This window comes from Pseudomonas sp. Marseille-P9899 (assembly GCF_903166565.1).
Lineage (GTDB): Bacteria > Pseudomonadota > Gammaproteobacteria > Pseudomonadales > Pseudomonadaceae > Aquipseudomonas > Aquipseudomonas huaxiensis.
On record NZ_CAESCG010000005.1, the window covers coordinates 408,863 to 433,491 of the forward strand.

The following is a 24,629-nucleotide window of genomic DNA, read 5'->3' on the forward strand; positions in this document are numbered from 1 at the left end:
TCGGCAAGCGCCGTATTACTTCTTGCGCATTTGCTGGACGGTACGCAGCTGGGCTGCGGCCTCGGCCAGACGTGCAGCAGCGGCGCTGTAATCGAAATCTGCGCCTTTGCTGTTCAGGGCATTTTCGGCAGCCTTGAGGGCTTCCTGCGCCTGAGCTTCATCCAGGTCTGCAGCGCGTTGCACGGTGTCGGCGAGAACCTTGACCATGTTCGGCTGGACCTCAAGGAAGCCACCAGAGATGTAAAACACTTCCTGGGAGCCGCCCTGCTTGGTCAGCGTGATCGGACCCGGCTTGAGATTGGTGATCAGCGGCGCGTGGCCTGGAGCGATACCAAGATCACCCAGGTTACCGTGCGCAACCACCATCTCGACCAGACCGGAGAAGATTTCTCCTTCCGCGCTGACGATATCGCAATGGACTGTCATAGCCATTTGCTTGCCTCGACCTGATTAGCGCCCCTTTCGGGGCGCCGGGATTACAGTTTCTTGGCTTTCTCGACCGCTTCTTCGATGCTGCCGACCATGTAGAACGCTTGTTCTGGCAGGTGGTCGTAGTCACCTTTGAGGATGCCGCTGAAGCCAGCAATGGTGTCTTTCAGGGAAACGTATTTACCTGGGGAACCAGTGAAGACTTCTGCCACGAAGAACGGCTGGGACAGGAAGCGCTGGATCTTACGAGCACGGGATACCAGCTGCTTGTCGGTTTCGGACAGTTCGTCCATACCCAGGATCGCGATGATGTCTTTCAGCTCTTTGTAGCGCTGCAGCACGTACTGGACGCCGCGGGCGGTGTCGTAGTGCTCGTTGCCGATGACGTTCGGGTCCAACTGGCGCGAAGTCGAGTCCAGTGGATCGACCGCTGGGTAGATACCCAGGGAAGCGATGTCACGGGACAGTACGACGGTGGCGTCCAAGTGGGCGAAGGTGGTCGCTGGCGACGGGTCGGTCAAGTCGTCCGCAGGTACGTATACCGCTTGGATCGAGGTGATCGAACCTTCCTTGGTCGAAGTGATACGTTCTTGCAGAACGCCCATCTCTTCAGCCAGGGTCGGCTGGTAACCTACTGCGGAAGGCATACGGCCCAGCAGTGCGGATACTTCAGTACCGGCCAGGGTGTAACGATAGATGTTGTCGACGAACAGCAGAACGTCGTTACCTTCGTCACGGAACTTCTCAGCCATGGTCAGGCCGGTCAGCGCTACACGCAGACGGTTTCCTGGTGGCTCGTTCATCTGACCGTAGACCAAGGCTACTTTGTCGAGAACGTTGGAGTCCTTCATCTCGTGGTAGAAGTCGTTACCCTCACGAGTACGCTCACCCACACCGGCGAACACGGAATAACCGCTGTGCTCGATGGCGATGTTACGGATCAGTTCCATCATGTTTACGGTTTTGCCTACACCGGCACCACCGAACAGACCAACCTTACCACCCTTGGCGAACGGGCAAACCAGGTCGATAACCTTGATGCCGGTTTCCAGCAGGTCGTTGCCGCCTGCCTGGTCAGCGAAGGAAGGCGCAGGACGGTGAATGCCCCAACGCTCTTCTTCGCCGATCGGACCAGCTTCGTCGATCGGGTTGCCCAGGACGTCCATGATCCGGCCCAGGGTCGCTTTACCGACCGGTACGGAGATGGCTGCCTTGGTGTCGACAACGTCCAGACCGCGCTTCAAGCCTTCGGTCGAACCCATCGCAATGGTACGAACCACGCCGTCGCCCAGCTGCTGCTGAACTTCCAGGGTAGTTTCTGCGCCTTGTACTTTCAGTGCGTTATACACACTCGGAACGCTGTCACGTGGGAATTCCACGTCGATGACGGCGCCGATGATTTGAACGATACGTCCGCTACTCATAGCTGGATCCTCTGAATATTTGAACCGTTAAACCGCGGCAGCGCCGCCGACGATTTCCGAGATCTCTTGGGTGATCGCAGCCTGACGCGCCTTGTTGTAGATCAGCTGCAATTCGCTGATCAGATCACCGGCGTTGTCGGTGGCGTTCTTCATCGCGATCATCCGGGCAGCTTGTTCAGCCGCGTTGTTCTCGACCACCGCCTGGTAGACCTGCGACTCCACGTAACGCACCATCAAGCCGTCCAGCAGCTCTTTGGCGTCAGGTTCGTAGAGGTAGTCCCAGTGGTGCTTGAGTTCTTGATCCGGGGTTGCCACCAACGGAATCAACTGCTCGACCGTTGGCTGTTGCGTCATGGTATTGATGAACTTGTTCGATACCACGGACAGACGATCGATACGGCCGTCCAGGTAAGCGTCCAGCATGACTTTGACGCTACCGATCAGATCGTTGATCGACGGCTCTTCGCCCAGGTGGCTGATCGCAGCAACAACGTTACCGCCGAAGCTACGGAAGAATGCCGCACCTTTGCTGCCGACCACGCACAGATCGATCTCGACGCCTTGTTCGCGGTTTACCGCCATGTCCTTGACCAGGGCCTTGAACAGGTTGGTGTTCAAGCCGCCGCACAGACCACGGTCACTGCTCACTACGACATAACCGGCGCGCTTTACAGGGCGGTCGATCATGAACGGGTGGCGGTATTCCGGGTTGGCGTTGGCCAGATGACCAATCACCTGGCGGATGCGCTCCGCGTAAGGACGGCTAGCAGCCATGCGCATTTGAGCCTTGCGCATTTTGCTGACCGCCACTTTTTCCATGGCGCTGGTAATTTTTTGCGTGCTTTTGATGCTCGCAATCTTACTGCGAATCTCTTTTGCGCCTGCCATGTAACACCTATCAGGTTAGCAAGCGGGGGCTGCAAAGCCCCCGCTGCGGCTTACCAGGTTTGGGTGGCCTTGAACTTCTCGATACCGGCTTTGATGCCAGCGTCGATTTCGTCGTTGAAGTCACCCTTCACGTTGATCTTCGCCATCAGTTCGGCGTGATCACGGTTGAAGTAAGCGATCAGGGCTTGTTCGAAGCTACCGATCTTGGCGATTTCAACGTCGGTCAGGAACCCACGCTCAGCGGCATACAGCGACAGCGCCATGTCAGCAATGGACATAGGAGCGTATTGCTTCTGCTTCATCAGCTCGGTAACACGTTGACCGTGCTCGAGTTGCTTACGGGTAGCTTCGTCCAGGTCAGAGGCGAACTGGGCGAATGCCGCCAGTTCACGGTACTGAGCCAGAGCGGTACGGATGCCACCGGACAGCTTCTTGATGATCTTGGTCTGAGCGGCACCACCCACACGGGATACCGAAACACCGGCGTTAACTGCAGGGCGGATGCCCGAGTTGAACATGGCCGATTCCAGGAAGATCTGACCGTCGGTGATGGAAATCACGTTGGTCGGAACGAACGCGGAAACGTCGCCAGCCTGGGTTTCGATGATCGGCAGTGCGGTCAGGGAACCGGTCTTGCCAGTTACAGCGCCGTTGGTGAACTTCTCGACGTACTCTTCGGAAACGCGCGAAGCACGCTCCAGCAGACGGGAGTGGAGATAGAACACGTCACCTGGGTACGCTTCACGTCCTGGTGGACGGCGCAGCAGCAGGGAGATCTGACGGTAGGCAACGGCTTGCTTGGACAGGTCGTCGTAAACGATCAGTGCGTCTTCACCGCGGTCGCGGAAGAACTCGCCCATGGTGCAACCGGCGTATGGCGCCAGGAATTGCAGTGCGGCGGATTCCGAAGCACTGGCAACCACCACGATGGTGTTGGCCAGGGCGCCGTTTTCTTCCAGCTTGCGAACGATGTTGGCAACGGTGGAACGCTTTTGGCCAACGGCAACATAAACGCAGAAAATACCGGAGTCTTTCTGGTTGATGATGGCGTCGATCGCCATGGCGGTCTTACCGATCTGACGGTCACCGATGATCAGCTCGCGCTGGCCACGGCCGACAGGGATCATGGCGTCGACGGATTTGTAGCCAGTCTGTACAGGCTGGTCTACCGACTTACGCCAGATAACGCCCGGAGCAACTTTCTCGACCGCGTCGGTCTCGGTGTTGCCCAGCGGGCCTTTGCCGTCGATTGGGTTGCCCAGTGCGTCAACGACGCGACCCAGCAGTTCCTTACCAACAGGAACTTCCAGGATGCGGCCGGTGCACTTGGCGCTCATGCCTTCAGCGAGGGTGTCGTAAGCGCCCAGTACTACCGCACCAACGGAGTCTTGCTCCAGGTTGAGGGCCATACCGTAGACGCCGCCTGGAAACTCGATCATTTCGCCGTACATAACGTCGGCCAGACCGTGAATCCGCACGATGCCGTCAGAAACGCTGACGACAGTACCTTCGTTGCGGGCTTGGGAGGCTACATCGAGATTCTCGATGCGGCCCTTGATGATTTCACTAATTTCGGAAGGATTGAGTTGCTGCATTGCTCTGCTGCCCCTTCAAACTCAAGATTTCAATGCTTCGGCCAGTTTCGCGATTTTTCCGCGAACCGAGCCATCGATTACCAGGTCGCCTGCGCGGATCACGACACCACCGATAAGGGAGGCATCCTCCGTCGCATGCAGGCGCACTTCCCGGCTGAGCCGTGCACTGAGAACCTTGGCGAGTTTGTCTTGCTGTTCTTGGTTCAATGCAAAAGCACTGGTGACTTCCACGTCCACGGATTTCTCTTGTTCGGCCTTGTACAGATCGAACAGAGCCGAAATCTCCGGCAACAGCTGGAGACGGTCGTTTTCCGCGGCAACATGAATGAAATTCTGTGCCTGTGCATTGAACTTGTCACCGCACACGTCAATGAACGTGGCGGCCTTTTGTGCGCTCGTCAGTCGCGGGGCCTTGAGCAGGCGCTGCATCGTGTCGTCTTCCGACACTGCAGCAGCCAGGCCGAGCATGGCTGACCAATTGGCCAGTTGCTGATGGGCCTGGGCGTGCTCAAAGGCAGCCTTAGCGTAAGGTCGGGCCAACGTGGTCAGTTCTGCCATGATCGCCCTCGCTTAAATTTCAGCGGCCAGTTTGTTAACCAGCTCCGCATGCGCGTTTTGATCGATTGTGGCGCCAAGGATCTTTTCAGCACCGTTAACGGCCAGGCTACCCACTTGGGCGCGCAGCGCGTCTTTGACGCTGTTAATTTCCTGTTCGATCTCGGCCTGAGCCTGAGCCTTCACACGGTCAGCTTCGACGCGGGCCTGATCACGGGCTTCCTCGACGATCTGAGCACCGCGCTTCTTGGCTTGCTCAATGATTTCGGCTGCCTGAGCTTTAGCTTCGCGCAGTTGCTGACCCGCTTTATCTTGGGCCAGCTCCAGGTCGCGAGCTGCTCGGTTGGCAGCGTCCAGTCCGTCCGCGATCTTCTTTTGACGTTCTTGCAGAGCTGCAATGACCGGAGGCCATACAAACTTCATGCAGAACACCACGAAAATCAAGAACGCAAGGGACTGACCAATCAGGGTTGCATTAATATTCACGCCAACACCTCGCTCGTTCTTCGTCTATCACACCAATCCACTCGAATGATCGAGTGATTAGCCTGCGATTTGACCAACGAAGGGGTTCGCGAAGGTGAAGAACAGTGCGATACCAACACCGATCATGGTTACGGCGTCGAGCAGACCGGCAACGATGAACATTTTAACTTGGAGCATTGGAACCATCTCTGGCTGGCGAGCAGCGCCTTCCAGGAACTTGCCGCCCAGCAGGCCGAAACCAATGGCGGTACCCAGAGCACCCAGGCCGATCAGCAGAGCAACAGCGATAGCGGTAAGACCAACTACAGTTTCCATCTTTCCTCCCGACTTTTACGTCGTATTGGTTAGGTTTTTTAGTTTGAAGCGGTAAAACAAAATCGTTTGGTACAACGGTGCCCTTGCGGACTTTTTCGACCCTCCCTCGTACCGACGGGAGGATCATCAGACACGCCAGGCGGTCTTAATGGTTATCTTCGTGCGCCATCGAAAGGTAGACGATGGTGAGCATCATGAAGATGAATGCTTGCAGCGTGATGATCAGGATGTGGAACACAGCCCACGCCCATTGCAGCACGATACCCAGACCGCTCAGCCACAGCAGGCCGGAGCCGAACATCACGGCAATCAGGATGAACACCAGCTCGCCGGCGTACATGTTGCCGAACAGACGCAGAGCCAGCGAGATCGGCTTGGCGATCAGGGTCACGAACTCGAGCAGGAAGTTGACCGGAATCAGCAGGATCTGCACGAAGATGTTCTTGCTACCGAACGGGTGCAGGGTCAGTTCACCGAGGAAGCCGCCCAGGCCCTTGACCTTGATGCTGTAGAAAATGATCAGCGCGAACACACAGATTGCCATGGCCAGCGTGGCGTTCGGGTCGGTGGTGGATACGGCACGGAACGGAATGTGCGGATCACCCGAGATCCAGATCGCCAACTGAGGAATCCAGTCGACCGGAATCAGGTCGACGGCGTTCATCATGAAGACCCAGACGAAGATGGTCAGTGCCAGCGGTGCGATGACCGGGCTGCGGCCGTGGAAGGAGTCCTTCACGCTGCCGTTGACGAACTCGACCAGCACTTCAACGAAGTTCTGCAGACCGCCGGGCAGGCCGGAGGTCGCTTTTTTCGCCGCCGCGCGGAAAAGAAGAATGAAGATCAGGCCCAGACCGAACGACCAACCCAGGGTGTCCGCATGGAACGCCCAGAAGCCCATTGCCTTGGCTTCTGCTGCGGAATGGGCAAAGCCCCAACCGCCATCTGGTAGTTGACCGAAGGTCAGGTTCTGCAAGTGGTGCTGGATATAGCCCGAAGCGGTTTCTGCTGCCATGTTTGCCTCAAACGCCCTAAGGTCTCGAAAGTCTTGTTTTCATCAGCAGGGGCGCGAACCAGCTGACCAGTTGGGTCAGCAAGAAGACGCCGAATACTGCTAATGGCGCCAATGGCTTCACTCCTGCGAACGTCAGTGCGAACAGCACCGCCGTCAAAATCAATTTGCCTGCCTCGCCTGCGTAAAACGACTTGACGATGGCTTGCGCTGCCCGGGCCCCGGTAAACCGGAAAGCCTTATAGGCGAAATACACATTCGGTAGCCAGGCGATCAGACCTCCACAGAGACCTGAATATCCGCTGACTGTCCCGCGCCACTGCCACAAAGCCAAAGCTGCCAACAGAAACACGACACATTGGGCCAGCAGTACCGGGAAAACCGCCCAGCGATGGAAAGGCAAGCGGTTTGGCGTGCGGGTTTCCATCAAAACTGCTCCCCTGAAGTCGGCCAACCAGTCAACTATGACTTGGCATAATTTGTGCCGACAAAATGCGCGCAGAGTATAGGGGCGGTTTAACCCCTATTCAACTGCCGGGTAGTGATTTCCGACTACGCGCTACAAAGGGAATTGTTTCAGCGGATGTGAGCAAGGACGCCCTGCAACTCATCCAGGGAGTTGTACTTAATAACTAATTGGCCCTTGCCTTTATTGCCATGACGTATCTGTACAGAAGACCCTAAACGCTCGGCCAGCCGTTGTTCCAGACGGGTTATATCCGGATCGGCCTTGGCCGGTTCCACAGGCTCAGGTTTGCCACTGAGCCACTGGCGAACCAGCGCTTCGGTCTGACGTACCGTCAGCCCGCGTGCGACAACGTGTCGCGCCCCTTCAACCTGCTGTTCTTCCGGTAATCCGAGCAGTGCACGTGCGTGCCCCATTTCCAGATCGCCATGGGACAACATGGTCTTGATGACTTCCGGCAAGGCGATCAGACGCAGCAGGTTGGCCACGGTGACCCGCGACTTGCCCACAGCATCGGCAACCTGTTGCTGAGTCAGCTGGAATTCGGTCTGCAGACGTTGCAGCGCATTCGCTTCTTCAACCGGGTTGAGATCTTCACGCTGGATGTTCTCGATCAGCGCCATCGCAATGGCAGCTTCATCCGGCACATCGCGGACCATCGCCGGGATAGTGTCGAGCCCGGCCTGCTGGCTGGCACGCCAGCGCCGCTCACCGGCGATGATTTCGTAGCGGTCACCCTCGATAGGGCGGACCACGATCGGCTGCATGACGCCCTGGCCTCTGATCGACTGGGCCAGTTCTTCAAGCGCCTGCGGGTCCATATCCCGACGTGGCTGGTACTTGCCGCGCTGGATCAGGTCCAGCGGCAGGTGTTGCAGTTCTTTCTTGTCGACCTTTACAGCTTGCTCTTCGAGCGCGCTGACGGTCGGACCACTCAACAGTGCATCCAACCCACGTCCGAGACCTCGTTTCTTAACGGCCATGCGGATTCCTTAAGTTGTCTGTGCAGTGCGAGTTTGACGACGCTGGCGACGAACGAGTTCGCCCGCCAGGGCCAGGTAAGCCAGGGCGCCTCGGGATTGCTTGTCGTAGGCCAACGCCGGCATGCCAAAGCTCGGAGCCTCAGCCAGGCGAATGTTGCGAGGAATGACCGTGTCGTAGAGCTGCTCGCCGAAATGCTCCTTGAGCTGCACCGAAACATCGTTGTTCAGGCTCAGGCGCGGGTCATACATCGTCCGCAGCAGGCCTTCGATCTTGAGCTCGGGATTCAGGCGGGCAGCGATGCGCTTGATGTTATCCACAAGGTCGCTGAGACCTTCCAGTGCATAGTATTCACACTGCATCGGGATGATGACCCCGTCAGCGGCGACCAAGGCATTGAGGGTCAGCATCGACAGCGATGGCGGACAGTCGATGAGGATGTAGTCGTAGCTTTCCCGGATAGGCGCCAGCGCATTGCGCAAGCGGCTTTCCTTCATCTGCATTTCCAGCAGCACCACCTCGGCGGCGGTCAGGTCACGGTTGGCCGGCAGCAGTTGATAACCACCGTGCTCGGAGATGTGCATGGCCTGGGCCAGGTCGCACTCGCCGATCAGCAGATCGTAGACCGAATGTTCCAGGACATGTTTATCCACACCGCTACCCATGGTGGCGTTGCCTTGTGGATCGAGGTCAATCAGCAGCACGCGACGCTTGGTTGCTACCAGCGAGGCCGCGAGATTGATACAGGTGGTGGTTTTACCCACGCCCCCTTTTTGGTTCGCAATCGCGAATACCTTAGCCATTCTTGCTTGTGTTCCCAGTCATGCCGTGCGGCGCAGTATCAGCAGATGGCGTTGGCCTTGGCAACCTGGAACGGTCAAGGCCTGCTCGCTCTCCACTTCGAAATCTGACGGCAATGCTACCAGCTCATCGGCTGGATGCAGTCCTTTCATTGCCAGCCACTGTGTCTGGGAATCCCCCAGGTGCCGCGTCCAGTTAGTGAAATTTTCCATGCTGCTGAAAGCACGCGAGATGATCCCGGTGAATGGCTGCTCAGGTTCGAACTCTTCGGCCCGCTTGTGGATAACTGTCAGGTTGTCCAGCTTCAGCTCCAGTTTCACCTGAGTGAGGAAGCGGGTTTTCTTGCCATTGCTGTCCAGCACCGTGACCTGCTTCTCCGGATGCAGGATAGCCAGCGGAATCCCCGGCATCCCTCCACCACTGCCAACGTCCAGCCAGCGGTCGCTGTGGATAAACGACATCACGCTGAGGCTGTCGAGCAGATGGCGAGACACCATCTCATCCGGATCGCGGACTGCGGTGAGGTTGTAAGCCTTGTTCCATTTGATCAACAAAGCCAGATAGGCCAGCAGTTGCTCCTGCTGCGCCTCGCTCAGCTCGAGCCCGAGTTGGCGGGCCCCTGTGGACAACTCATCGGCGTGTTTTGCGGTGACCATAGAACTCAAGCGCTTTGCTCCAGACCGCGGCCAGCGCCGCGTTTCTTCAGATGGATCAACAACAGGGAAATCGCCGCGGGGGTCACGCCCGGGATACGCGAAGCCTGGCCCAAGGTTTCCGGCCGCGACTGGCCGAGCTTGCCCTGGATCTCCTTGGATAGCCCGGAAATACCACTGTAGTCGATATCTTCCGGCAGGCGGGTGTCTTCGCTGGCACGCAGGCGAGCGATTTCTTCCTGTTGCCGGTCGATGTAACCGGCGTATTTGGTTTTGATCTCGATTTGCTCAGCAACCTGGTCGTCCACATCGCTGCCACCGGTCACTTTCACGAGGCCGGCATAGTCGATTTCCGGGCGGCTCAACAGGTTGAGCAGGTTGTATTCGTGGCTCAGCGGGGTGCCGAATCGTTCGGCAACGGCGGTGCCCTGCTCGGTACCCGGGCGTATCCAGGTGGATTTCAGACGCTGTTCTTCACGCTCGATTCCTTCGCGCTTGGCAGTGAACGCCGCCCAGCGTGCGTCATCCACAAGCCCGAGTTCGCGGCCTTTTTCGGTAAGGCGCAGATCCGCGTTGTCTTCGCGCAGGATCAGGCGGTACTCGGCGCGAGACGTGAACATGCGGTACGGCTCCTGGGTACCCAGGGTAATCAGGTCGTCGACCAATACGCCGATGTAGGCTTCGTCGCGACGCGGACACCAGCTTTCCAGACCTTTCGCACGCAACGCGGCGTTGGCGCCGGCCAGCAATCCTTGGGCTCCGGCTTCTTCGTAGCCCGTGGTGCCATTGATCTGCCCGGCAAAGAACAGCCCGCCGATCACTTTGGTTTCCAGACTGTATTTCAGGTCGCGCGGATCGAAGTAGTCGTACTCGATGGCGTAGCCCGGGCGAACGATGTGCGCGTTCTCCATACCGCGGATCGAACGCACGATCTGCAACTGCACATCGAACGGCAGGGATGTGGATATCCCGTTCGGATACAGCTCGTGGGTGTTGAGGCCTTCGGGTTCGATGAAGACCTGATGGCTCTGCTTGTCAGCGAACCGATGGATCTTGTCTTCGATCGATGGGCAGTAACGCGGACCAATGCCCTCGATGACGCCGGAATACATCGGTGAGCGATCGAGGTTGGACGCGATGATTTCGTGGGTCCGCTCATTGGTGTGGGTAATCCAGCAACTGACCTGCCGCGGGTGCATTGCCTTCGAGCCCATGAACGACATCACCGGGATCGGGGTATCACCAGCCTGTTCGGTCATCACCGAGAAATCCACGGAACGTCCATCGATGCGTGGCGGAGTACCGGTTTTCAGGCGACCCACGCGTAACGGTAATTCACGTAAGCGATGGGCCAGGGCGATCGCTGGCGGATCACCGGCCCGACCACCGGAATAGTTCTGCAGACCGATGTGGATAAGTCCCGCAAGGAAGGTGCCGGTGGTCAATACCACGGAGTCGGCGAAGAACCGCAGACCCATCTGGGTCACTACGCCGCGCACCTGATCCTGCTCGACGATGAGGTCATCGCAGGACTGCTGGAATATCCACAGGTTGGGCTGGTTCTCGAGAATCTCCCGGACCACCGCCTTGTAGATCGCGCGGTCGGCTTGCGCACGGGTTGCCCGTACGGCCGGGCCCTTGCGGTTGTTCAGAACGCGGAACTGGATGCCGCTCTTGTCTGTAGCCAGTGCCATGGCACCACCGAGCGCATCGATTTCCTTGACCAGGTGGCTCTTGCCAATACCACCGATAGCCGGGTTGCAGCTCATGTGCCCGAGGGTTTCCACGTTGTGGGTCAGCAGCAGGGTTTTGACACCCATACGTGCTGACGCAAGCGCAGCCTCGGTACCGGCATGGCCGCCGCCGATGACGATCACTTCAAAACGGGAAGGGAAATCCACCACGCACCTCGTGCCTGTTTCGGGAATAAAAAAGGGATAGCTGGCAAGTATAGGGACTTACCCCCTCCTAAAGGAACCTTTTGCACAAAATCTAACCAGCCTGTGGATGAATGGCCGGCAATAGAAATAACGAAGAAAACTTTATAAAAGCTTTGTTTTTATGTTTATTCTTAGTGCAGCACCTATCTGTGGATAACGTTCTACAGCCCATATAGATCAATATGTACAGCGTTTCAAAACCCTGTTCATCACCACCCCTGGGGGCTATGGATAAGCGCCTTAAGCCTGTGGATTAAACTGCTATTTACCCACAGGCGAATTTATCTCCAGCCTTGAGGCCTAGTTATCAACGGAGCTGAAGGCGGGTTTTCCACAGGGCTTATTCCGGCATTTTGTGGACAAGCGGGTAGCCGAAAGCCCCAGGCAAGCCCGGAGTCTTCGTCAGTGGATAAGTGAAAGGTGCAGAAAGACGCTACAGCCGGGCCGTCAGATGCGACCCGGTCTGTGGATAAGAAGGCTTATTTGCCGATGCAGAAGCTGGAGAAGATTCGACCCAGTAGGTCGTCGGAGCTGAATGCCCCGGTAATTTCACCCAGAGACTGCTGGGCCTGACGCAAATCTTCCGCCAACAGCTCCCCGGCGCCTGCCAGGGTCAATTGCGCGCGACCGTGCTCGAGGCTCGCACTGGCCTGGCGCAACGCCTCCAAATGACGCCGGCGGGCGCTGAAGCCACTTTCGGCGGGCTGTTCATAACCCATGCAGGCTTTGAGGTGTTCGCGCAGCAGATCCAGGCCCATATCGGGCGCTTTGGCGCTGAGCGTGATCGTGACGTGGCCATCCGCACACTGTTCGATGCCAATCGACTCGCCCGTGAGGTCGGCCTTGTTACGAATCAGGGTCACTTTGTCAGGCTGCGGCCGCTGATCGAGGAACTCCGGCCATAACGCAAACGGGTCGCTGGCCTCAGGAGCAGTGGCGTCCACGACCAACAGCACCCGATCGGCCTCTCCAATGGCCTTCAGCGCACGCTCCACGCCGATTTTTTCCACATGGTCCTCGGTGTCACGCAGGCCAGCAGTATCCACAACGTGCAGCGGCATACCGTCGATGTGGATATGTTCGCGCAGGATATCCCGGGTTGTACCGGCGATCTCGGTAACGATTGCCGCCTCGCGACCGGCAAGCATGTTCAGCAGACTGGACTTGCCCGCGTTAGGCCGGCCGGCAATCACAACCGTCATACCATCGCGCAACAAAGCGCCCTGCCCGGCTTCACGCATTACCAAGGCCAGATCTTCTCGGACCTGATCAAGCATGCCGAGGACATGGCCATCGGCGAGAAAGTCGATTTCTTCCTCGGGAAAATCGATGGCGGCTTCCACATAGATTCGCAGGCTGATCAGGCGCTCGGTGAGGTTATCCACACGGCGCGAGAATTCCCCCTGCAACGAACGCAGCGCATTGCGCGCAGCCTGTGCAGAACTCGCCTCGATCAGGTCGGCGATGGCTTCCGCCTGCGCCAGGTCGAGCTTGTCGTTGAGGAAGGCGCGCTCACTGAATTCTCCCGGACGCGCCAGCCGGCAACCGAGTTGTACACAGCGCTGCAGGAGCATATCCAGCACGACCGGACCGCCATGGCCCTGGAGTTCCAGCACGTCCTCGCCGGTGAACGAGTTCGGACCGGGGAAGAACAAAGCGATGCCTTCGTCGAGAACCAGACCGTCTTCACTGCGAAACGGGCCGTAATGAGCATGCCGCGGATTCAGTTGACGACCAGTGATCGCTTGGCCGGCCTGGCTGGCCAAGGGCCCGGAAATACGCACAATGCCCACCCCGCCGCGGCCTTGGGCAGTAGCGATGGCGGTGATGGTTTCACGACGGGAATTCATGGTCGGTGGCCTCGAAACAAAAACGTCAGATAGCAAAACGCCCCACGAGTGGGGCGTTTATCCACAGATTAGCTGGCTAATCTGTCAGGCAGCGGCCTTCTTGGTGGCTGCCTCGATTTTGCGGGTGATGTACCACTGCTGTGCGATCGACAAGCAGTTGTTCACAACCCAGTACAGCACCAGACCAGCTGGGAACCACAGGAAGAAGAAGGTGAAGATGATTGGCATCAGCTTCATCACCTTGGCCTGCATCGGATCCGGCGGAGTCGGGTTCAGCTGCTGCTGGATGAACATGGTTGCGCCCATGATGATCGGCAGGATGAAGAACGGATCCTTGATCGACAGGTCGGTGATCCAGAACATCCACGGTGCCTGACGCATCTCGACACTTTCCAGCAGTACCCAGTACAGCGAGAGGAAGACCGGCATCTGCACCAGGATCGGCAAGCAGCCGCCCAGCGGGTTGATCTTCTCTTTCTTGTACAGCTCCATCATGGCTTGCGACATTTTCTGCCGGTCGTCGCCATGCTGTTCTTTCAGGGCAGCCAGTTTAGGGGCCACGGCACGCATGCGCGCCATCGACTTGTAGCTGGCGGCCGAGAGCGGGAAGAACAGCAGCTTGATCAGCATGGTCAGGGCGATGATCGACCAGCCCCAGTTGCCGAGCAGGCTGTGGATATGTTGCAGCAGCCAGAAGATAGGCTGGGCGATGAACCACAGAATGCCGTAGTCGACAGTCAGTTCCAGACCTGGGGACAACGCTTTCAGCTTGTCCTGAATCTTCGGACCGGCGTACAGCATGGTGCTGGTTTCAGCCTGGGCACCCGTGGCCACGTTCAGCGCTGGGCCAGTGAAACCGATGATGTAGTTGCCTTGGCTGTCTTTGCGGGTTTGAACGATGTTGTTCTCACCGGACTTCGGAATCCATGCGGTCACGAAGTAGTGCTGCAGCCAGGCGACCCAACCACCGGTCACATTTTCTTTCAAATTACCCTTGTCGATGTCCTTCATGGACACCTTTTTGTAGGGCTCGGAACTTGTCCACAGGGCAGCGCCCAAGTAGGTGGCAGTGCCGGTAGCGGTCGACGAGGACGGATCGGAACTGGCGTCACGCTTCAATTGCGCGAACAGGTTACCGGTCCATGGCTGACCACTCTGGTTATCGATCAGGTAAGTGACGGTCAGGTCGTACTCACCGCGCTTGAAGGAGAAGCGCTTGATGTAGTTGACGCCGGCGTCGCTGAATTTCAGGTCGACGACCAGTTGGTCCTGGCCATCAGCAAGTTGATAACTTTTCTGTTCAGTGGCGTACAGCGGGCGACCAGTCGAACGTGCATCCGGGCCATTGACGCCGGTCAGGCCACTTTGAGCCAGGTAAACACGCTCGTTGCCGTTGTCGAACAACTGGAACGGAATTTCAGGGTGGTCCTGACGGCGCGGGTATTTCGGCAGCATCAGTTGCGCGATGTCACCACCGCTTGGGTCGATAGCCAGATCGAGAACATCGGTTTTGACCCGGATCAGGTCCTTGCTGACGACCACCGGAGCCAGTTCGGCTGGGCTGGATTCGCCGCTGGCGCTCGGAACATCAGCACTTGCGCTGTTGCCAGCATTCGGGGTGTCCGACAGAGACGGCGCGACAGTGTTGGCAGCAACATTCTGAGTCGGCAAGGCAGCCTGGCCGTAGTCCTGGTTCCACTTGAGGACCATGACATAGGACACGATTGCCAGGGCGGCGATCAGGATCGTGCGTTTAATATCCATGATTACTCGGCTATCGAAGAAGTACGGGAAGAAGGAACTGGCGGAACCGGGTCAAAGCCGCCGGCATTCCAGGGATGGCAGCGACCCAGCCGACGAACGGTCAGCCACCCGCCACGCAAGAGACCATGTTTTTCGATGGCTTCGTACGCATAGCAGGAGCAACTTGGGTAGAAACGGCAATGACTGGCCATCAATGGGCTGATGGCGTAACGGTAAAACTGGATCGGAACGAGTGCCAGTTTACGCATCTGGACGGTCCACCCCTACAGATTCGGTCTTGACCACTGGAGAGGGCCGACTACGAGCGAGTCGCTTCCAGAGCTTGCCAAAATGCTGGTGCAATTCCGGGTTTTCTATATCGCCAAGGCCTTTGCGCGCGACGATGACAATGTCCCAGCCGACCAGGATCTCCTGGTGAAGGCGAAACGAATCGCGCATCAAACGCTTCAAGCGGTTGCGTTGAACGGAAAGCTTGACGCTCTTCTTGCCGATCACCAAACCCAGGCGGGGGTGATCAAGGCCGTTCTCGCGGGCAAGGAGCAAGAGACTCTTGCCTGGCACCTTGCCTGATGGAGAGTCAAAGACCGCTTTGAAGTGTCGAGGGGTCAGCAGACGCTTTTCCCGACTGAAGTCCTGACTCACCACCGATGCCGAAAAATCAAACTGCCAGGCGCTTACGGCCTTTGGCACGACGGCGGGACAGTACGGCACGGCCGTTCTTGGTGGCCATACGAGCACGGAAACCGTGAGTGCGAGCGCGCTTGATGGTGCTTGGTTGGAAAGTACGTTTCATGGCGTGTTACCTGGTTCGTGACAACGGGCCGGAATGGCCCCCGTTTTAAGAGACCGGCGATTCTAGAGAAAGCAAGCTCGTAGGTCAATTTCCAACCAGCGTTTCCTTATAGGTAAAAAAACGGCGCGTTCCTTTCCCATGAGATCACCTCACTGAAGGACATCGCGATTAAACATAGAAAAAAAGAGAAGAGGTATTTAAAGCTTTTCTGTAGAACTTATAAATCTTATGCAGAGCATTTCTGTGGATAAAGTGCTACAGGCCTTTATTCACGTACTGTACAGAGATCTTAAACCCTGTCGGGAAACGGTGCTCTGGCTGTGCCGGACCCTCGGAAAAGCGGTGGATAAAACAGTGAGTTATCAACAGGCGAGTTATCAACAGGGTTCAGCCCCGACTTGTGCATAGTCCTCAGGTGCGGTTATCCACAGAGCTTATTCACACCGGGTAGATTGTATTTTGGTCAGTAAATGACTGATTTATCGCCTCTCTTGGGCGAGTCCCGTGTGGATAAGTGTGCGGTCGCCCGGTACAATGGCCGCTTGTTTTTGCCTCACTGGCCCTCACCGGCTTTCAAATTCAGGGGATATCCGTGTCAGTGGAACTTTGGCAGCAGTGCGTGGAGCTTCTGCGCGACGAACTGCCTACCCAGCAATTCAACACTTGGATCCGTCCACTACAAGTCGAAGCCGAAGGCGACGAGTTGCGCGTTTACGCGCCTAACCGTTTCGTACTCGACTGGGTCAATGAGAAGTACCTGAGCCGCCTGCTCGAGCTGCTGGGTGAGCACGGCAACGGCGCCGCTCCTTCGCTCTCCTTATTAATAGGCAGCCGTCGCAGCTCTGCTCCGCGTGCGGCGCCCAACGCGCCCTTGGCTGCGTCAGTCGCCGCGTCACAGGCGCAAGCTGCGGCCCAGGCCCGGCCAGCAGTGGCCAGCGAGCCAGTGAACAGCGCTCCAGCCGCTGCTCCTGTCGCGCCTGCTGTTGAGGACAGTCCTTCGCGGGATAGTTTCGATGCCATGGTCGAGGTGCCCGTCAGCGCACCGGCAGCCGGCAATGGACGTTCTGAACAGCGCACGGTGCAGGTCGAGGGTGCGCTCAAGCACACCAGCTACCTCAACCGGACGTTCACGTTCGAGAACTTCGTCGAGGGCAAGTCCAACCAGCTGGCGCGCGCTGCCGCGTGGCAGGTTGCGGACAATCCCAAGCACGGTTACAACCCGCTCTTCCTTTATGGAGGCGTTGGCCTGGGTAAAACTCACTTGATGCACGCTGTGGGTAACCACCTGCTCAAGAAGAACCCCAACGCCAAAGTTGTGTACCTGCACTCCGAGCGCTTCGTCGCTGACATGGTCAAGGCGCTGCAGCTCAACGCGATCAACGAGTTCAAGCGGTTCTACCGTTCCGTGGACGCACTGCTGATCGATGACATTCAGTTCTTCGCTCGCAAGGAGCGTTCGCAGGAAGAGTTTTTCCACACCTTCAACGCCCTGCTCGAAGGCGGTCAGCAGGTGATTCTCACCAGCGACCGTTATCCGAAGGAAATCGAAGGCCTGGAAGAGCGGCTGAAATCGCGCTTCGGCTGGGGCCTGACCGTAGCGGTCGAACCACCAGAGCTGGAAACCCGTGTAGCGATCCTGATGAAGAAGGCTGACCAGGCGAAGGTCGACCTCCCGCACGACGCGGCATTCTTCATTGCCCAGCGCATCCGCTCCAACGTCCGGGAGCTCGAAGGTGCGCTCAAGCGTGTCATCGCTCACTCGCACTTCATGGGGCGCGATATCACCATCGAGCTGATTCGCGAATCGCTCAAGGACCTGCTGGCGCTGCAGGACAAGCTGGTGAGTGTGGATAACATTCAACGCACCGTCGCCGAGTACTACAAGATCAAGATTTCCGATCTGCTCTCCAAGCGACGCTCGCGTTCGGTGGCCAGGCCTCGACAAGTGGCCATGGCCCTGTCGAAGGAACTGACCAACCACAGCCTGCCGGAAATCGGCGACGTTTTTGGCGGACGCGATCACACCACGGTGTTGCACGCCTGCCGCAAGATCAACGAACTCAAGGAATCCGACGCGGATATCCGCGAGGACTACAAGAACCTGCTGCGGACTCTGACAACCTGATGTCGGCGCAGCTTTTCAAGGCAAGGGACTAGACCATGCATTTCACCATTCAACGCGAAGCCCTGTTGAAACCCCTGCAACTGGTCGCAGGTGTCGTAGAGCGCCGCCAGACCTTGCCAGTACTGTCCAACGTACTGCTGGTGGTCCAGGGTCAACAGTTGTCGCTGACCGGTACCGACCTGGAAGTGGAACTGGTTGGCCGCGTCCAACTGGAAGAACCTGCCGAGCCGGGCGAGATCACGGTTCCTGCGCGCAAGCTGATGGATATCTGCAAGAGCTTGCCCAACGACGCTCTGATCGACATCAAGGTCGACGAGCAGAAACTCCTGGTGAAGGCCGGCCGTAGCCGCTTCACCCTGTCGACCTTGCCGGCCAATGATTTCCCGACTGTGGAAGAAGGCCCTGGCTCGTTGACCTGCACCCTGGAACAGAGCCGTCTGCGTCGACTGATCGAACGCACCAGCTTTGCCATGGCGCAGCAGGACGTCCGTTACTACCTCAACGGCATGTTGCTGGAAGTATCCACAGGCACCCTTCGCGCTGTCGCCACCGACGGTCACCGTCTGGCCATGTGCTCGATGAGCGCTGACATCGGTCAGGCTGATCGCCATCAGGTCATCGTGCCTCGCAAAGGTATCCTCGAGCTGGCGCGCCTGCTGACCGAACCAGACGGCACTGTCAGCATCGTGCTGGGCCAGCACCATATCCGCGCAACTACTGGCGAATTCACCTTCACCTCGAAGCTGGTCGACGGCAAGTTCCCGGACTACGAGCGCGTTCTGCCAAAAGGCGGCGACAAGCTGGTGCTGGGCGATCGTCAGGCGCTGCGCGAAGCGTTCAGCCGTACCGCGATTCTTTCCAACGAGAAGTACCGCGGGATCCGTCTGCAACTGGCCGCTGGCCAATTGAAGATCCAGGCGAACAACCCGGAGCAGGAAGAGGCTGAGGAAGAAATCAGCGTCGACTATAACGGCGGCTCGCTCGAGATCGGTTTCAACGTCAGCTATCTGCTGGACGTACTGGGCGTCATGACGACCGAGCAGGTTCGTCTGATCCTTTCCGACTCCAACAGCAGTGCGCTGCTGCAGGAAGCGGGCAACGACGACTCTTCTTATGTCGTTATGCCGATGCGCCTGTAATTGCCCAGACCTGTCTAGATGTCCCTCAGTCGTGTCACTGTCACCGCGGTGCGTAACCTGCACCCGGTGACCTTCTCACCCTCCCCGCGAATCAACATTCTGTATGGCGATAACGGCAGCGGCAAAACCAGCGTGCTGGAAGCCATTTATCTGCTGGGACTCGCTCGTTCATTCCGTAGCACTCGCCTCAACCCCGTCATTCAGTATGAACAGCCCACGTGCACGGTCTTCGGCCAAGTGGCGTTGGAGAATGGCGCCTCAAGCAATCTGGGTGTTTCGCGGGAGCGGCAGGGCGACTTCACCATCCGTATCGATGGGCAGAACGCTCGCGGTACCGCGCAGTTGGCGGAAATTCTGCCGCTGCAATTGATCAATCCAGATAGTTTTCGCCTGCTTGAAGGCGCGCCGAAAATCCGCCGGCAGTTCCTCGATTGGGGGGTGTTCCACGTGGAACCTCGATTTATGGGGACTTGGCAGCGCTTGCAGAAGGCACTTCGGCAGCGAAACTCGTGGTTGCGGCATGGTACACTTGACGCTATTTCCCAAGCGGCTTGGGACCGGGAATTGTGCCTGGCCAGTGCGGAAATCGACGAATATCGCCGTAATTACATCAAAGCGCTGAAGCCTGTTTTCGAGAAAATCCTCGGCGAACTTTTGGAACTCGAAGGGCTTACCCTGAGTTACTACCGCGGATGGGATAAAGACCGAGAGCTGAGTGATGTTCTCGCGGCTTCCGTCCAGCGCGATCAGCAGATGGGACATACCCAGGCGGGTCCACAGCGTGCAGATTTGCGCCTCAGATTGGGCGCCAACAATGCCGCGGATATTTTGTCCCGCGGCCAGCAAAAGCTGGTGGTCTGCGCATTGCGTATCGCCCAGGGACACCTGGTCAGCCAGGCACGTCGCGGCCAATGTATTTACCTGGTGGATGACCTGCCGTCCGAACTGGACGAGCAGCACCGTCGTGCACTTTGCCGCTTGTTGGAAGACTTACGCTGCCAGGTTTTTATCACCTGTGTAGATCACGAATTACTGAGGGAAGGCTGGCAGATGGATACGCCGGTTGCTTTGTTCCACGTGGAACAGGGCCGTATCACCCAGACCCACGACCATCGGGAGTGAAGGCATGAGCGAAAATCAAACGTACGATTCCTCCAGCATTAAAGTGCTGAAAGGGCTGGATGCCGTGCGCAAGCGCCCCGGTATGTACATTGGCGACACTGATGACGGCAGCGGCCTGCACCACATGGTGTTCGAGGTGGTCGACAACTCGATCGACGAAGCCCTCGCCGGCCACTGTGACGACATTACTGTAATCATCCACACGGATGAATCCATCACCGTACGCGACAACGGTCGCGGCATTCCGGTTGATGTGCATAAAGAAGAAGGGGTTTCCGCCGCAGAGGTCATCATGACCGTACTGCACGCCGGCGGTAAGTTCGACGACAACTCCTATAAAGTTTCCGGTGGTCTGCACGGTGTAGGTGTTTCGGTAGTAAACGCCCTGTCCGAAGTGCTGACCCTGACTGTTCGTCGTAGCGGCAAAATCTGGGAGCAGATCTACGTCCACGGTGTTCCACAAGCTCCGATGAAAATCGTTGGCGACAGTGAAACCACCGGTACCCAGATTCACTTCAAGCCTTCGGCTGAAACCTTCAAGAACATTCATTTCAGCTGGGACATCCTGGCCAAGCGGATTCGTGAACTGTCGTTCCTGAACTCTGGCGTTGGCATCCTGCTGAAAGACGAGCGCTCGGGTAAAGAAGAGGCCTTCAAATACGAAGGCGGCCTGCGTGCATTCGTTGAGTACCTGAACACCAACAAGACTCCGGTGAACCAGGTGTTCCACTTCAACGTCCAGCGTGAAGATGGCGTGGGCGTCGAGATTGCTCTGCAGTGGAACGACAGCTTCAACGAAAACCTGCTGTGCTTCACCAACAACATTCCTCAGCGCGATGGCGGTACTCACCTGGTGGGCTTCCGTTCTGCGCTGACGCGTAATCTGAATAACTACATCGAGCAGGAAGGTCTGGCCAAGAAGAACAAGGTCTCGACCACCGGTGACGATGCCCGTGAAGGTCTGACCGCGATCATCTCGGTCAAGGTGCCGGATCCGAAGTTCAGCTCACAGACCAAAGACAAGCTGGTCTCCTCCGAAGTGAAGACGGCTGTCGAGCAGGAGATGGGCAAGTACTTCTCCGACTTCCTTCTGGAAAACCCGAACGAAGCCAAGGCTGTGGTCGGCAAGATGATCGACGCCGCGCGCGCTCGTGAAGCTGCCCGTAAAGCGCGGGAAATGACTCGCCGTAAAGGCGCGTTGGATATCGCCGGTCTGCCGGGCAAATTGGCGGACTGCCAAGAGAAAGACCCTGCCCTTTCCGAACTGTACCTGGTGGAGGGTGACTCCGCGGGTGGCTCGGCCAAGCAAGGTCGTAACCGCAAGACCCAGGCGATCCTGCCGCTGAAGGGCAAGATCCTCAACGTCGAGAAAGCACGCTTCGACAAGATGATCTCGTCCCAGGAAGTGGGCACCCTGATCACCGCATTGGGCTGTGGTATCGGCCGCGATGAGTACAACATCGACAAACTGCGCTATCACAACATCATTATCATGACCGATGCTGACGTCGACGGTTCGCACATCCGTACGCTGCTGCTGACCTTCTTCTTCCGTCAGCTGCCGGAACTGGTCGAGCGCGGCTATATCTACATCGCCCAGCCGCCGCTGTACAAGGTGAAGAAAGGCAAGCAGGAGCAGTACATCAAGGACGACGAGGCCATGGAAGAGTACATGACCCAGTCGGCCCTGGAAGACGCAGCTCTGTACTTGAACGAGTCTGCTCCAGCGATCTCCGGCCCTGCGCTGGAAAGCCTGGTTAACGAGTTCCGCTCGGTAATGAAGACGCTCAAGCGCCTGTCGCGTCTGTACCCGCTGGAACTGACCGAGCACTTCCTGTACCTGCCGGCCGTTTCGCTGGAAGATCTTTCTGACCACGCGAAGATGACCGGGTGGCTGGACAAGTTCAAAGAGCGCCTGAGCACCAGCGAGAAGTCGGGCCTGCTGTACAAGGCCAGTCTGCGTGAAGACCGCGAGCGCAACGTGTGGCTGCCGGAAGTGGAAATCACCTCCCACGGTCTCGCGAGCTACGTCACCTTCAATCGTGACTTCTTCGGCAGTAACGACTATCGCACCGTCACCGCACTGGGTGCACAGCTCAGCACCTTGCTGGACGATGGCGCCTACGTTCAACGCGGTGAGCGCAAGAAAGCCATCAGCGAGTTCAAGGAAGCACTTGAATGGCTGATGAACGAAAGCACCAAGCGTCACACCATCCAGCGCTACAAAGGTCTGGGTGAGATGAACCCGGATCAGCTGTGGGAAACCACCATGGACCCAAGCGTGCGTCGCATGCTCAAGGTGACCATCGAAGATGCGATCGCGGCTGACCAGATCTTCAACACCCTGATGGGTGATGCGGTCGAGCCACGCCGTGAGTTCATCGAGAGCAACGCGTTGTCGGTGTCCAACCTCGACTTCTGATTGTTCCACGTGAAACAAAAAGCCCGGCGAAAGCCGGGTTTCTTGTTTCTGGGGTTTATCAATTCAAAGCCAAAAGTTCGCGCAAACGCCGGGGTAAGATGCGTTCACTCACCCTGTTCATCGATGGTCGGCCGTAGTGACCTTTCTGGAGAATGGATAATGATCATCGCCGGCACTCTCTATGTGGAAGCGCTGTTCGACAGTACGACCTGGACCATCAGCTATCTGGTCATGGACACCGAGACCAGGCACTGCGCATTGATCGACAGCGTGCTCGACTACGACCCGAAGTCCGGGCGCACCGACACTCACAACGCTGATCGTCTGATTGATCGGGTAAAAGCGCTGGGCGCTAGCGTGCAGTGGATTCTGGAAACCCACGTCCACGCCGATCATCTTACCGCGGCGGCGTACCTGAAAAAGGCCCTCGGCGGACAACTGGCAATCGGCAGCAGGATCACCCAGGTGCAAAAGACCTTCGGCGCGCTGTTCAATGCCGGCCCCGGCTTTGCCCGTGATGGGAGCCAGTTTGATGTGCTGCTCGACGACGAGGCCACTTTTACCATTGGCGGTTTGCAGGCCCGTGCCTTGCATACCCCGGGGCATACTCCGGCCTGTATGACCTTCCTGGTGGAAGCCGCCGGCGAGACCGTGGCCTTCGTTGGCGACACCCTGTTCATGCCTGACTATGGCACCGCCCGCTGCGACTTTCCCGGCGCCGACGCACGCGTGCTGTACCGCTCGATCATGCGCATCTTCGCCCTGCCCGACGACACCCGACTGTTCATGTGCCACGACTACTTACCCGGTGGTCGCGAGTTGCGCTACATGACCACGGTGGCCGAGCAGCGCGCCAGCAACATCCATATTCACCAAGGCATCAGCGAGGACGAATTTGTCGTCATGCGCCAGGCCCGTGACGCCACCCTGGAGATGCCGGTGCTGATGCTGCCATCCGTGCAGATCAACATGCGCAGCGGCCAGTTCCCCGAGCCTGAGGATAACGGCGTGAGCTACCTGAAGATTCCCCTGGCCGGTGAGCCATAGTCATGATGGAACACGAGTTGCTCGGTGCCGGACTGGGCGCGGTCATTGGCTTGATCCTGGCGCTGACGGGTGCCGGTGGAGGAATCCTTGCCGTGCCGCTGCTGGTCTTCGGACTTGGTCTGTCGATGGTCGAAGCAGCGCCGGTGGGCTTGCTCGCGGTGGGACTGGCCGCCGGCGTGGGCGCGATACTGGGCTGGCGCCAAGGGTTGGTGCGTTACCGGGCGGCGTTCTTTATCGCCGGGCTCGGCTGGTTGGCAGCGCCCTTCGGTTTCTGGCTGGCGCATCGATTGCCCAACGCGCCGCTGGCGTTGGGATTCTCGGCGGTGCTGGTGTACGCCTGTGGGCGGATGTTGCTAAGGGCCCGACGCGAGCTACGCGGCGAGTCGCCCTGCGCCAATAGACAGATACAACCTTGCGTCCTCAACCCGCAGCAGGGACGGTTGCGCTGGACCCTGCCCTGCGCCCGGGCACTCGCCTTTACCGGATTGCTCGCTGGATTGCTGTCCGGGTTGTTAGGCGTGGGCGGCGGTTTCGTCATCATTCCCGCCCTGGGTCGCTACAGCAACCTCGACATGAAAAGTATGGTGGCTACCTCGCTGGCGGTGATCGCCCTGGTCTCCAGCGGCAGCGTGCTGACGGCCAGCTTCAGTGGTGTGATGCCTTGGGCGGTCGGCGCGCCGTTTGCCGCGGGCGCACTGGTCGGCCTGCTCGGTGGACGCCAGATCGCCCACCGTCTGGCCGGGCCACGACTGCAGCAGGCGTTCGCGCTGGTCGGGATCGGGGCTGCGGTGTTGCTGGCGTTCAACACCCTGCTGCACTGAG

Annotated in this window: 24 protein-coding genes; 6 read left to right on the forward strand and 18 right to left on the reverse strand. The window is 58.1% G+C overall.

From position 1 onward, the window contains the following. Nucleotides 1-15 precede the first annotated feature (15 nt). The 18 genes from HWV67_RS24305 to rpmH form a co-directional block, all read right to left on the reverse strand. Nucleotides 16-432 (reverse strand): F0F1 ATP synthase subunit epsilon, encoded by a 417-nt coding sequence (locus HWV67_RS24305; protein WP_095159130.1) that lies wholly within the window; start codon nt 430-432, stop codon nt 16-18. Between the two features lie 44 nt (nt 433-476). Next, nucleotides 477-1,853 carry a F0F1 ATP synthase subunit beta gene (atpD, locus tag HWV67_RS24310; RefSeq protein ID WP_175653098.1) on the reverse strand — a complete coding sequence of 459 codons (1,377 nt, stop codon included), beginning with the start codon at nt 1,851-1,853 and terminating at the stop codon, nt 477-479. 27 nt (nt 1,854-1,880) lie between these two features. Continuing rightward, nucleotides 1,881-2,741, reverse strand: a complete 861-nt coding sequence (gene atpG / locus HWV67_RS24315) for a F0F1 ATP synthase subunit gamma (protein ID WP_095159128.1) — start codon at nt 2,739-2,741, stop codon at nt 1,881-1,883. A 50-nt stretch (nt 2,742-2,791) separates the two neighbouring features. Continuing rightward, nucleotides 2,792-4,336: a F0F1 ATP synthase subunit alpha gene (gene atpA / locus HWV67_RS24320; protein WP_095159127.1), complete on the reverse strand. Its 1,545-nt coding sequence runs from the start codon at nt 4,334-4,336 to the stop codon at nt 2,792-2,794. A 21-nt stretch (nt 4,337-4,357) separates the two neighbouring features. Continuing rightward, a complete protein-coding gene (locus tag HWV67_RS24325) occupies nt 4,358-4,894 on the reverse strand; it encodes a F0F1 ATP synthase subunit delta (protein ID WP_175653099.1) in 537 nt (178 codons plus the stop codon). Nucleotides 4,895-4,906: 12 nt separating this feature from the next. Beyond that, the gene (locus HWV67_RS24330; RefSeq protein WP_095159125.1) at nt 4,907-5,377 is read right to left on the reverse strand and encodes a F0F1 ATP synthase subunit B; all 471 of its coding nucleotides are present in this window, start codon (nt 5,375-5,377) and stop codon (nt 4,907-4,909) included. Between the two features lie 57 nt (nt 5,378-5,434). Further along, nucleotides 5,435-5,692, reverse strand: coding sequence for a F0F1 ATP synthase subunit C (gene atpE, locus HWV67_RS24335; protein ID WP_003097235.1), 258 nt, complete (start codon nt 5,690-5,692; stop codon nt 5,435-5,437). 145 nt (nt 5,693-5,837) lie between these two features. Then, nucleotides 5,838-6,707 carry a F0F1 ATP synthase subunit A gene (gene atpB, locus HWV67_RS24340; RefSeq protein WP_175653100.1) on the reverse strand — a complete coding sequence of 290 codons (870 nt, stop codon included), beginning with the start codon at nt 6,705-6,707 and terminating at the stop codon, nt 5,838-5,840. A 16-nt stretch (nt 6,708-6,723) separates the two neighbouring features. Then, on the reverse strand, nt 6,724-7,131 hold the full coding sequence (locus tag HWV67_RS24345) for a F0F1 ATP synthase subunit I (protein WP_095159123.1): 408 nt from the start codon (nt 7,129-7,131) through the stop codon (nt 6,724-6,726). Nucleotides 7,132-7,280: 149 nt separating this feature from the next. Next, nucleotides 7,281-8,153, reverse strand: a complete 873-nt coding sequence (locus HWV67_RS24350) for a ParB/RepB/Spo0J family partition protein (RefSeq protein WP_175653101.1) — start codon at nt 8,151-8,153, stop codon at nt 7,281-7,283. A 9-nt stretch (nt 8,154-8,162) separates the two neighbouring features. Then, on the reverse strand, nt 8,163-8,954 hold the full coding sequence (locus HWV67_RS24355) for a ParA family protein (RefSeq protein WP_095159121.1): 792 nt from the start codon (nt 8,952-8,954) through the stop codon (nt 8,163-8,165). Between the two features lie 18 nt (nt 8,955-8,972). After that, nucleotides 8,973-9,617 carry a 16S rRNA (guanine(527)-N(7))-methyltransferase RsmG gene (gene rsmG, locus HWV67_RS24360; RefSeq protein WP_175653102.1) on the reverse strand — a complete coding sequence of 215 codons (645 nt, stop codon included), beginning with the start codon at nt 9,615-9,617 and terminating at the stop codon, nt 8,973-8,975. Further along, complete coding sequence (mnmG, locus tag HWV67_RS24365; RefSeq protein ID WP_175653103.1) at nt 9,614-11,506, reverse strand: tRNA uridine-5-carboxymethylaminomethyl(34) synthesis enzyme MnmG; 1,893 nt, start codon at nt 11,504-11,506, stop codon at nt 9,614-9,616. Before mnmG ends, rsmG begins: the two co-directional genes overlap by 4 nt. 518 nt (nt 11,507-12,024) lie before the next feature. After that, nucleotides 12,025-13,395 carry a tRNA uridine-5-carboxymethylaminomethyl(34) synthesis GTPase MnmE gene (mnmE, locus tag HWV67_RS24370; RefSeq protein ID WP_175653104.1) on the reverse strand — a complete coding sequence of 457 codons (1,371 nt, stop codon included), beginning with the start codon at nt 13,393-13,395 and terminating at the stop codon, nt 12,025-12,027. A gap of 84 nt (nt 13,396-13,479) precedes the next feature. Beyond that, nucleotides 13,480-15,159 (reverse strand): membrane protein insertase YidC, encoded by a 1,680-nt coding sequence (gene yidC / locus HWV67_RS24375; protein ID WP_095159117.1) that lies wholly within the window; start codon nt 15,157-15,159, stop codon nt 13,480-13,482. 2 nt (nt 15,160-15,161) lie between these two features. Next, nucleotides 15,162-15,407 carry a membrane protein insertion efficiency factor YidD gene (gene yidD, locus HWV67_RS24380; protein WP_095159116.1) on the reverse strand — a complete coding sequence of 82 codons (246 nt, stop codon included), beginning with the start codon at nt 15,405-15,407 and terminating at the stop codon, nt 15,162-15,164. After that, the gene (gene rnpA / locus HWV67_RS24385) at nt 15,400-15,804 is read right to left on the reverse strand and encodes a ribonuclease P protein component (protein ID WP_218241378.1); all 405 of its coding nucleotides are present in this window, start codon (nt 15,802-15,804) and stop codon (nt 15,400-15,402) included. Before rnpA ends, yidD begins: the two co-directional genes overlap by 8 nt. Before the next feature lie 13 nt (nt 15,805-15,817). Continuing rightward, the gene (rpmH, locus tag HWV67_RS24390) at nt 15,818-15,952 is read right to left on the reverse strand and encodes a 50S ribosomal protein L34 (protein WP_002551315.1); all 135 of its coding nucleotides are present in this window, start codon (nt 15,950-15,952) and stop codon (nt 15,818-15,820) included. Nucleotides 15,953-16,544: 592 nt separating this feature from the next. Here rpmH and dnaA point away from each other — a divergent pair. From dnaA to HWV67_RS24420, 6 genes are all read left to right on the forward strand, one after another. Next, entirely contained in the window at nt 16,545-18,077 is a 1,533-nt protein-coding gene (gene dnaA / locus HWV67_RS24395) for a chromosomal replication initiator protein DnaA (protein ID WP_095159115.1), read from the forward strand. Nucleotides 18,078-18,112: 35 nt separating this feature from the next. After that, nucleotides 18,113-19,216 carry a DNA polymerase III subunit beta gene (gene dnaN / locus HWV67_RS24400; protein WP_042121660.1) on the forward strand — a complete coding sequence of 368 codons (1,104 nt, stop codon included), beginning with the start codon at nt 18,113-18,115 and terminating at the stop codon, nt 19,214-19,216. Between the two features lie 18 nt (nt 19,217-19,234). Continuing rightward, nucleotides 19,235-20,338: a DNA replication/repair protein RecF gene (gene recF, locus HWV67_RS24405; protein WP_175653105.1), complete on the forward strand. Its 1,104-nt coding sequence runs from the start codon at nt 19,235-19,237 to the stop codon at nt 20,336-20,338. A 4-nt stretch (nt 20,339-20,342) separates the two neighbouring features. Beyond that, on the forward strand, nt 20,343-22,760 hold the full coding sequence (gyrB, locus tag HWV67_RS24410; protein ID WP_095159113.1) for a DNA topoisomerase (ATP-hydrolyzing) subunit B: 2,418 nt from the start codon (nt 20,343-20,345) through the stop codon (nt 22,758-22,760). 159 nt (nt 22,761-22,919) lie between these two features. Beyond that, complete coding sequence (locus HWV67_RS24415; RefSeq protein WP_175653106.1) at nt 22,920-23,807, forward strand: MBL fold metallo-hydrolase; 888 nt, start codon at nt 22,920-22,922, stop codon at nt 23,805-23,807. A gap of 2 nt (nt 23,808-23,809) precedes the next feature. Beyond that, a complete protein-coding gene (locus tag HWV67_RS24420; protein ID WP_175653107.1) occupies nt 23,810-24,628 on the forward strand; it encodes a sulfite exporter TauE/SafE family protein in 819 nt (272 codons plus the stop codon). Nucleotide 24,629 lies beyond the last annotated feature (1 nt).

Bases quoted from the DNA above. Each gene is read 5' to 3' on its own strand.
- HWV67_RS24325 (WP_175653099.1), bottom strand. From the start codon at position 4,894: ATGGCAGAACTGACCACGTTGGCCCGACCTTACGCTAAGGCTGCCTTT.
- yidD (WP_095159116.1), bottom strand. From the start codon at position 15,407: ATGCGTAAACTGGCACTCGTTCCGATCCAGTTTTACCGTTACGCCATC.
- gyrB (WP_095159113.1), top strand. From the start codon at position 20,343: ATGAGCGAAAATCAAACGTACGATTCCTCCAGCATTAAAGTGCTGAAA.
- atpE (WP_003097235.1), bottom strand. From the start codon at position 5,692: ATGGAAACTGTAGTTGGTCTTACCGCTATCGCTGTTGCTCTGCTGATC.
- mnmE (WP_175653104.1), bottom strand. From the start codon at position 13,395: ATGAATTCCCGTCGTGAAACCATCACCGCCATCGCTACTGCCCAAGGC.
- HWV67_RS24305 (WP_095159130.1), bottom strand. From the start codon at position 432: ATGGCTATGACAGTCCATTGCGATATCGTCAGCGCGGAAGGAGAAATC.
- atpA (WP_095159127.1), bottom strand. From the start codon at position 4,336: ATGCAGCAACTCAATCCTTCCGAAATTAGTGAAATCATCAAGGGCCGC.
- HWV67_RS24350 (WP_175653101.1), bottom strand. From the start codon at position 8,153: ATGGCCGTTAAGAAACGAGGTCTCGGACGTGGGTTGGATGCACTGTTG.
- HWV67_RS24355 (WP_095159121.1), bottom strand. From the start codon at position 8,954: ATGGCTAAGGTATTCGCGATTGCGAACCAAAAAGGGGGCGTGGGTAAA.
- atpD (WP_175653098.1), bottom strand. From the start codon at position 1,853: ATGAGTAGCGGACGTATCGTTCAAATCATCGGCGCCGTCATCGACGTG.
- recF (WP_175653105.1), top strand. From the start codon at position 19,235: ATGTCCCTCAGTCGTGTCACTGTCACCGCGGTGCGTAACCTGCACCCG.
- HWV67_RS24345 (WP_095159123.1), bottom strand. From the start codon at position 7,131: ATGGAAACCCGCACGCCAAACCGCTTGCCTTTCCATCGCTGGGCGGTT.
- atpG (WP_095159128.1), bottom strand. From the start codon at position 2,741: ATGGCAGGCGCAAAAGAGATTCGCAGTAAGATTGCGAGCATCAAAAGC.
- HWV67_RS24415 (WP_175653106.1), top strand. From the start codon at position 22,920: ATGATCATCGCCGGCACTCTCTATGTGGAAGCGCTGTTCGACAGTACG.
- yidC (WP_095159117.1), bottom strand. From the start codon at position 15,159: ATGGATATTAAACGCACGATCCTGATCGCCGCCCTGGCAATCGTGTCC.
- atpB (WP_175653100.1), bottom strand. From the start codon at position 6,707: ATGGCAGCAGAAACCGCTTCGGGCTATATCCAGCACCACTTGCAGAAC.
- HWV67_RS24420 (WP_175653107.1), top strand. From the start codon at position 23,810: ATGATGGAACACGAGTTGCTCGGTGCCGGACTGGGCGCGGTCATTGGC.
- dnaN (WP_042121660.1), top strand. From the start codon at position 18,113: ATGCATTTCACCATTCAACGCGAAGCCCTGTTGAAACCCCTGCAACTG.
- rpmH (WP_002551315.1), bottom strand. From the start codon at position 15,952: ATGAAACGTACTTTCCAACCAAGCACCATCAAGCGCGCTCGCACTCAC.